Origin of the sequence: Belnapia rosea, assembly GCF_900101615.1 — a bacterium.
In the GTDB taxonomy this organism is placed as follows: Bacteria; Pseudomonadota; Alphaproteobacteria; order Acetobacterales; family Acetobacteraceae; genus Belnapia; species Belnapia rosea.
The window spans coordinates 169,356-177,216 of sequence record NZ_FMZX01000008.1; the positions used below are offsets into that span (position 1 = coordinate 169,356).

General features: G+C 63.5%; 5 protein-coding genes. All 5 read left to right on the forward strand.

Annotated features, from left to right (window positions below):
* Positions 1-11 precede the first annotated feature (11 nt).
* Positions 12-5,261 (forward strand): DEAD/DEAH box helicase, encoded by a 5,250-nt coding sequence (locus BLR02_RS15540; RefSeq protein WP_090663847.1) that lies wholly within the window; start codon positions 12-14, stop codon positions 5,259-5,261.
* Between the two features lie 302 nt (positions 5,262-5,563).
* A complete protein-coding gene (locus BLR02_RS28695; protein ID WP_143018157.1) occupies positions 5,564-6,100 on the forward strand; it encodes a hypothetical protein in 537 nt (178 codons plus the stop codon).
* 60 nt (positions 6,101-6,160) lie between these two features.
* A complete protein-coding gene (locus BLR02_RS28700; protein ID WP_143018158.1) occupies positions 6,161-6,604 on the forward strand; it encodes a hypothetical protein in 444 nt (147 codons plus the stop codon).
* 83 nt (positions 6,605-6,687) lie between these two features.
* Positions 6,688-7,386, forward strand: coding sequence for a tetratricopeptide repeat protein (locus tag BLR02_RS15545; RefSeq protein WP_090663848.1), 699 nt, complete (start codon positions 6,688-6,690; stop codon positions 7,384-7,386).
* A gap of 232 nt (positions 7,387-7,618) precedes the next feature.
* Positions 7,619-7,861, forward strand: a 243-nt coding sequence (locus BLR02_RS15550; protein ID WP_143018159.1) for a transposase, incomplete at its 3' end; no start/stop codon positions are given.

Consider the following 7,861-nt stretch of genomic DNA (forward strand, 5'->3'; position numbering starts at 1 on the left):
GGAGCCGCCCTTTGGACATCGAGAAGTCCCTCCAAGTCGACGCGATCCGCACCCGTGCCCAGATGCAGGAGCGGCTCGTCGATGTGGCATCCGCGGATGCTTACATGCGGGATCCAGCCCTCCAGGAGCGCGTAAGGCAGGTCTGGCGGGGGGAGGACGGCGACGCCGGTTCCGCCAGCGAGCTGTTCATCGAGGGCATCTTCCCCGCTGCTGACGGAGAGGCCAGCATCGACGGTCTCGTCGCTGAGGGCACCTTCGCCCCTGCGCTCCGTGACCAGCTGGCACGCGTGGACGGCTCCATGACCGGGCGTCCCCTCTACAAGCACCAGCGGGAGGCCATCGAGCTGGCCCGGCGGCCCGATCCTTCGCGGCCGGTGGTGGTGGTCCGCGCCGGAACCGGCATGGGCAAAACCGAATCCTTCCTTCTGCCGCTCCTGAACGACCTCCACTCCCGCCCCAGAGCAGGCCGCAGACGGGGTGTCCGAGCCATCGTGCTCTACCCGATGAACGCCCTGGTCAACGACCAGGTTGAGCGGCTCCACGGTTGGATGAAGGGACAGGACGCCTGCCGCCTGTTCCACTTCACCAGCGAGACCCCCGAGGATCCGAGGCTGGCCGACAAGGCCAACTACCCCACCTTCGACAGATCCCGGGTGAGGACGAGGAAGGAGGCGCGGGAGAACCCGCCCGACGTCCTGGTCACCAACTATTCCATGCTCGAGTACATGCTGATCCGTCCGCAGGACGCTCCCTTCTTCGGGGAGGACCTGAGCGTCGTGGTGCTGGACGAGATGCACCTCTACTCCGGAACCCTGGCGGCGGAGATCGCGCTGCTCCTCCGGCGCGTCCTGCTCCGGTGCGGCCTCCGGCACGAGGACGTCATGTGGCTGGGCGCTTCGGCGACCCTGGGCGGCGATCTGAAGGAGTTCAGCGCCGCCCTGTTCTCCCGATCGGCGGCGGATGTCCACATCCTCGAAGGAAAGAAGACGCGGCCCCAGCTGGCCGAACCCGTGCCGCCACTGCATGACCCTGCTCCGAGCGACGTCCAGGACATACTCCCCTCCACGCCGTTCATGGACGAAGGCGGCCTGGTGGACGACCCGGACCTTTCGGCGGCGGTCATCGAAGGGAGCAAGGCGCTGGCAGGCCGGAGCGCCTGGGAGATCGCAAAGCGCCGGACGCGACCAGCCAACGCTCTCGCCGACATGCTGGCGCGGGCGCCGATTATGCACCGCCTTCAGGATCAGCTTTGGCGGGCAAGTAGTGGCGGCGACATCCTTCGCCTCGGCAAGCTCAGCGAGGAGCTGTGGACGCGAAACACCGCCGAAACCCGGACCGCGACGGAGCGGCTCCTGCGGCTCGGCGCCCGGGCACGCTGGACCGCGAATGAACTTCCGCTATTCCCGCACAAGATCCATTTCCTTGTGCGCAGCCCCGTAGCCCCGATGGCGTGCGTCAACCCGAACTGCACCCATCCCAGCGACTACCGCCTGCCGAACTGCGGCCCGGTCCTCTCGAACAGCCATGAGGCGTGCTCGGCGTGTGACAGCCAAACGCTGCCTTTGGCCCGCTGCCGCTCATGCGGCGAGTGGTTCATGGCCGCCGTCTACAGCTCGTCGGACAACCGCTTCCGGCCCGCCAGGGACTGGCGGGAGGACGACGAGCGGCGCCAGGAGGATGAGGACGAGGAGGGTGGCCCCAAGTCCATACGCTTCCTGAAGCCTGCGGACCCCGATGACACGGCTTGGGAGCCGTACCAGTTGGCCGACGGCAGGCGGGAGACCCAGTTCGCCCATGCCAGGCTGAAGGCGCACGATACCTGCCCGACCTGCGAGGACGGCAAGTTCGCCCTCGCCCAACTCGGCGATACGGCGGGCCTTGGTATGGCGGCGGAAACCATGCTCGCCTCCATGCCGCCCTGGAGCGGGGCGGACCGGGCTTGGCGTCCCGCGGAGGGTCGGCGGCTCATCGCATTCAACGACAGCCGCCCCTCCGCCGCCCGGCTGGGCCCCACCCTCACTGCGACCCACGAGATCCAGATGGGCCGTGCGATGATCGCCGAGTGCCTCCGTGACGCGGCGCTGAGCGACGCCAAGCTGGCCCGTCTGAAGCGAACGGAGAGGCGGCTCCTGGCGGAACTCGAGGACGCCGAGGGCGCCGAGCGCACGCTCGTCGAGCAGGAGCTCGCCGACTGCCGCTCGGAGATGAGAGCCGCGTCAGCGGGCGGGACGATGCGGTTCTGGCTTACCCAGCTGAAGGCGCACAAGCTGACTTCCGAATTCTTCGAGCGCGAGAAGGGGCAGTTCCACAAGGCCGCGGACTGGAACCAGGAGCAGTGGGAAGCCAATCGCGACAGCATCCGCCAACGACTTGATGCCGTACTCGCGCGCGAGTTCGCAGTCCCCGTTCCGTCGATTCTGAGCCTGGAGACCACCGGCCTCGGCGAGGTGGTCTACCCCGGGCTGGAGGATCTGAGCCTCCCCGAACGACTGGCGGGGCTGATGCCAAGCACGACTGCCAGGGACGCGCTCGCGGACGCGTGGCCCGGCATCCTCGCGGGCCTTTGCGACACGGTCCGCATGAACAGGTGCGTGACCTTCGGGGATGAGGAACTGGATCGGTCCGCTTCCTACTACCCCGTGGGAACCTGGATGTCGCTTGCGGCCTCGGGGCCGTCCGTCTCGTCGTTCCTGCCCGCGAGGCCCGGCGAAACCCGCCGCACCCGCTTCGCGGCTGCGGTCCTGCGGGCGGCCGGGGTGAAGGCAGAGGCGGCGCAGTCTCTCGCCGCCATCCTCCTGGAAGCTGCCTTCGCCCAACTCATCGGGTGCGCACGGGAACAGGCGTTGCCCTGGCTGGAGCATGGCGAGCGGGGTGTCGGCCGGAACGTGGCCGAGGGTCTCCGCATCAGGTTCTTCGAACTCGGGCTTCGGGCTTCCCAGGACGTCTACCGCTGCCCCAGCACCGGCACGGTCTGGCCCCGAGCGGTCCTCGGCTGCGCCCCGATCCGCGGATCCAAGGGCGGCCTCGTCAGGATGGGCCAGGACGAGTTGGACCGGCATCCGCGCGTCGCCCGAGCCAGGCACTCCTACCTGCACGAGCAGGCATTCCGGATCGGCTTGTGGTCCGACGAGCATTCCGCCCAGCTCTCGCCCGAGGAGAACCGGCGGCTCCAGGATCTCTTCTCCAAGGGCATCCGTAACGTTCTGAGCGCCACCACCACGATGGAGGTCGGCATCGACATCGGCGGCCTCTGCGGGGTGCTGATGGCCAACATGCCCCCGGGGCTGGCGAACTATCTCCAGCGGGGCGGCCGGGCGGGGCGCCGCACGGACGGCGCCTCCATCGTCTGCACCTTCGCGCGCCGCCGCCCCTACGATCAGGCGGCGTTCGACGACTTCCAGTCCTTCTTCCGCCGGGAACTGCGGCGGGCCAACGTGATGCTGGAGAGGGAGGGCATCGCGAGGCGCCACCTGCAAGCCATGCTCCTTGGCGACTTCTTCCAGGTGGTCCGGCCGCTCGACGCGAAGGCTGGCGCCATGGACGCCTTCGGCAAGATCGGCGCCTTCTGCGGAGTCCTCAGGCTCCCCTACCTGGACGAAGGGGCCATGGGTCCGGTGGATACCCAGCCCGCGACCCCAATCCCGATGGGGATGCGACGGCCGGAGCCTTGGTGGAGCCGGGAAGCGGAGCCGGACTTGGCCGCTCAGTTCGAGCACTTCCTCGACCATCTGCTTAGGGACGGCGGGCAGGTGCGCCAGCAGGCATTGACCCTGGCCGCGGGGACGGGCTTCGCACGGCAAGCCGCCGACTGGGACAGTTTCATCCCAGGCGTCTCGGCCCACTTCTCCGCATCGGTCCAGGAGTGGCGGTCGGATTACCAGCGGGTTGTCGAGCAGTGGCGGGTTGAGAGCGAGAGCAGGGGCGGCGCCGCAAAGTTCCGAATGAACGCCCTGGCTCGGCAGGCACGGGAACTCCGGGAAGCAACCGTGGTCGAGGAGTTGGGGAATCGGAAGTTCCTGCCCCGCTACGGCTTCCCCATCGGGCTCAACTCCCTGGTTGTGAACGTCGGGAAGGATGGGTCCGACAGGTTCAAGCTCTCACGGGATGGCTCCGTCGCCGTCGCTGAGTACGTCCCCGGCTCGGTGGTGATCGTCGGCGGGCAGTTCGTCAGGTCCCGCGGAGTGCAGCGCGCCTGGGGGAGCGACCAGGATGACATGGTCGGCGTCACGATGTGGCGCTACCAGTGCGAGGACGGCCATTCCAAGTGCCTGCCGGTCCTCGACCATTCCGACGAGCGCTGCGGGGTGGACGGCTGCAGCGCGAAGATGAACAAGCGGCCCGAGCGCCTTCTGGTGCCCAGGTACGGCTACGCGACCGCCGCATCCGATGCGCCGTCGTGGTTCGGCCAGCGCCAGCGCGTCGGCGTGGTCGAGCCCATCATTAACCACGCGGTGGGGCGGTCCACCGCCTCCAAGGAGAACTACGGCGGCCTGGACGGCCTCCACGCCGCGTTCTTGGAGAATGTCGAGCTGATCGCCGCCAATGCGGGGCAGCGCGGCAACGGCTTCGCTGTTTGCACCTCGTGCGGCTACGCCGACTCCGAAGAGGTGGGCAAGGCGGACGGGGCGAGGAACCTCCCGCCAGGCTTCGAGCGGCACCTCCCGCTCTACCGGGCCTCAGGCAAGCCTTGCGGCGGGGCTATCGGCCAGGCGACGGTGCTACGCAATGTAACCTTCGCGGCCCGCCAGTTTACCGACTTGGTGCGCTTCGAGTTCACCGATGTGCCCGGCATGGACGCGGTGAGCCTGACTACTTTGGGGCATGCCTTGGCGCAGGCTGGCGCCGAACTCCTCGAACTCGACCAGCGCGAGATCAGGATGGCGGTCGACCCCGTCGCCGCAGAGCGATGGGTGGTGCGGGTCTTCGACGCTGTGGGTCATGGCGGCGGGCATATGGCCGAGCTCTTCCGGCGCGGTTCTGAGTGGCTCACCGCCAGTCGTCGGGTCCTGCACCGCTCCAAGGGTCACGACGAGCTCTGCCGGACGGCCTGCATCACCTGCATCCTTTCCTCAGTCAGCCAGGACGACGCGAGGAATGGTCTCCTTGACCGCAAGGCGGCCCTGCGGGTGCTTGAGAGCGGCGGCACCCCGCGATCCTCGGGCCTACGCGCCGAGGCCGTTACGCCGCCGGTCGGCGGCTCGGGGAAGGAAGACATGCTGGCGGCACTGCGTAGGAAGAGGGAAGCCGCAGCGAGCAAGTAGCTTGGTCCTCGTGAGGTATCAGCATATCGCTGATTACCCCCGGACCGAGGCAGATCAAAGTGGGGCGCTAACCAGCACCCCACCTCCCATTTGCTCCCTTACCGCGTCCAGAGCAGGTTACTAACCCCGAACCGAGCACCGGGCACATGCCGCTGGATGTCCGGGGCGGTAGGCGACGTTGAACCATTCGCCCGAGCCGTCGCGGCACAATCTCGAAAACGAATTGTCTTCGACATGATGGCTTTCTAGCAAAGGTCTGAGGATACTGGATCAGGCGAAGCAACCGAGGTTCTGTGACGACCATGAGCTGGATGAACTTGTTTACTAAAAAGCAATCTGGGTTCGTTGTTGGCGGGGTGCAGCTCGAGCGCCCACCGGCAACGGAGGATGAGGCATCAGCTCTCATTGCGGCCGTAGCCACGCGATTGACACAGAAACTCACCAACGAACAAGACATCTACTGGTTCGTAATCGAACAGTACGACAAAATGCTTGGCTATGGAGAAGAAGTCACAAGCCGTGTCGATTTTCCGTTCTCCATGTTCTCTCTCGAATATGAGGGCCGGAGGTCCGAAACGTCCTACGTCGGCAAGCCGAACCCCGGAACTGTCTATCTCGACAAAGAGTTCACGCCGCCCATAGAGAAGCATTTCGGCACAAAGCAGGCAGAGCATTGGCGAGCAGTGATTTTCACCGCATTTTGCACCCGCTTTGAGGAGCAAATCAAAAAGCTCAGAATCAAGTACGCAACGCATTATCACAACAATTGTATTAAGACCAATAGCTATAGGTCGGCTGACGCTTGGAACGACGTGATTAGCGAACTCGGTGGCGAATAAACCCCCGCTCTATTTTCGCCGCCGGTGCGGCGCACCTTTGCAAAAATCACGGATCTAAATATGACCAACATCAATGAGTTGGCTGGTTTGCTAAGTCAGGAACTGAATAAATACGGCAATTCTGAACTGGAATACTCAAGAAATTTGTTCTCTGGTAAGCTTTCCGAAAAGGCGACCATTTCTGGTTCCATAAGCGGCCTGTCGTACAAAGTCTTGATGTTTGACGCGTCGAACGAATCTGGAATTCCTTCTGTATCTGCTCACTTCAGCATAAATGTGAATGGGATAGGCTTTTCTGAAAAGCAGATGGCCTTCTGGAACGCCGATAACAGATTCACGAAACTATACCAGCAGGATGAGGACGAAGCCTTTCTGGTTCTAGATTCGTTTTTGCCATCCTCGGATGAGGGGCATCTACACCAAAGCATCGCTAGAGTATGGAGCATGGCAGTTTGTGAACTCCGGAAGCTGAAGTCGTCCTGTGAGCGGCGGGGCATATTCTAGCAACAGAATTTCGGTCTGCCGACGCTTGGAACGACATAATCTGCGAACTCTGCGGCGAATAGGCCCAGAAAGAGGGTTCTTCAATGAGCGAAATTGCCAAGAAGTACGATCCGGGAATTTACGGTGAGCTGGGAAAGTGGATCGCCCAGGGGGACAAAAAGGCTTTCGACCTTGTGCTGGATCGGGCAAACAATGGTGAAGGCTATGCCCAGCTAGAAGTCGGCTTTGCATACGCGAACGGATTCTGTGTGCAGAAGGATAACCGCCGCGCGGCTGAGTGGTATGAGAAGGCTGCATCACAAGGGGTGTTGAACGCCCAGTTCAATCTTGGCTGCTTGCACTATTTGGGTTTGGGTCAGGAGCGCAGCGTTCAAAACGCACTTCACTGGTTTTCTATGGCTGCCGAGGGTGGGCATGCACAAGCGCAGCGGAATCTCGCGCCTATGAGAATGGAAGCCCACCTAGTGGCGGAAGAAACGGCCCATTGGAAAGCGTTGGGCGTCAACAAGGCCCCTGGAATAGTTAAATACGAGTTGGCACATCAGTATCTTTCAGAGCTGAAGGAGATGGTTGCCGACCCTGATATAAGAAGCCGCATGATGATGGCCGCCACCGATGGCAGAATTCCCGTCGATGACTTCGACCGACTGAAAAAGGCTTTTGTGCTCGTCTACAACATATCTTCGGCAACGCCGCTTCCAATCGAAAAAGTTGTTTATTGCGCAATAAACAACGATTGGGAACCCTTCGAATCCATGCCGAAAAGCGGACTTGGGCCTTAGCTCGAGCGTCAGCGTTTAAGCCAATCTGTCGGGGTTTCGCTGCTGGCGACCGCCCTGCGCTGGATCTTTTATACGGAGCGGCGGGCCGTTCTGACGGTGTCCAGGGATGGTGTCGGAACAGTTCCTGGCGGCTAGGGTCTGTGACCGGACTGTCTGACTAACCGATCTGGCTCCGATCTGGTCTCTGGCCGCGCCACCTTGGAAGGTCTTGAGGCTTTCAAGGAACGCGGCCATGACCAGGACAAGCCTGGACGACGCCCAATGGGTGTCGCTGATGCTGGTGATGCAGCAAATCCCCCTTGTCTGGAAGCGTGATGACGTGGCACTGCGCCGCTTCGTTGAGGCGGCGCTCTGGATTTGCCGAACCGGCGCGCCGTGGCGCGACCTGCCAGACGGGTTGGGTCTCTGGTCGAGCGTCTATCACCGCTGGCGGCGTTGGTGTCTGCGCGGCTGGTGGGAGGTGATCTTCCAGGCG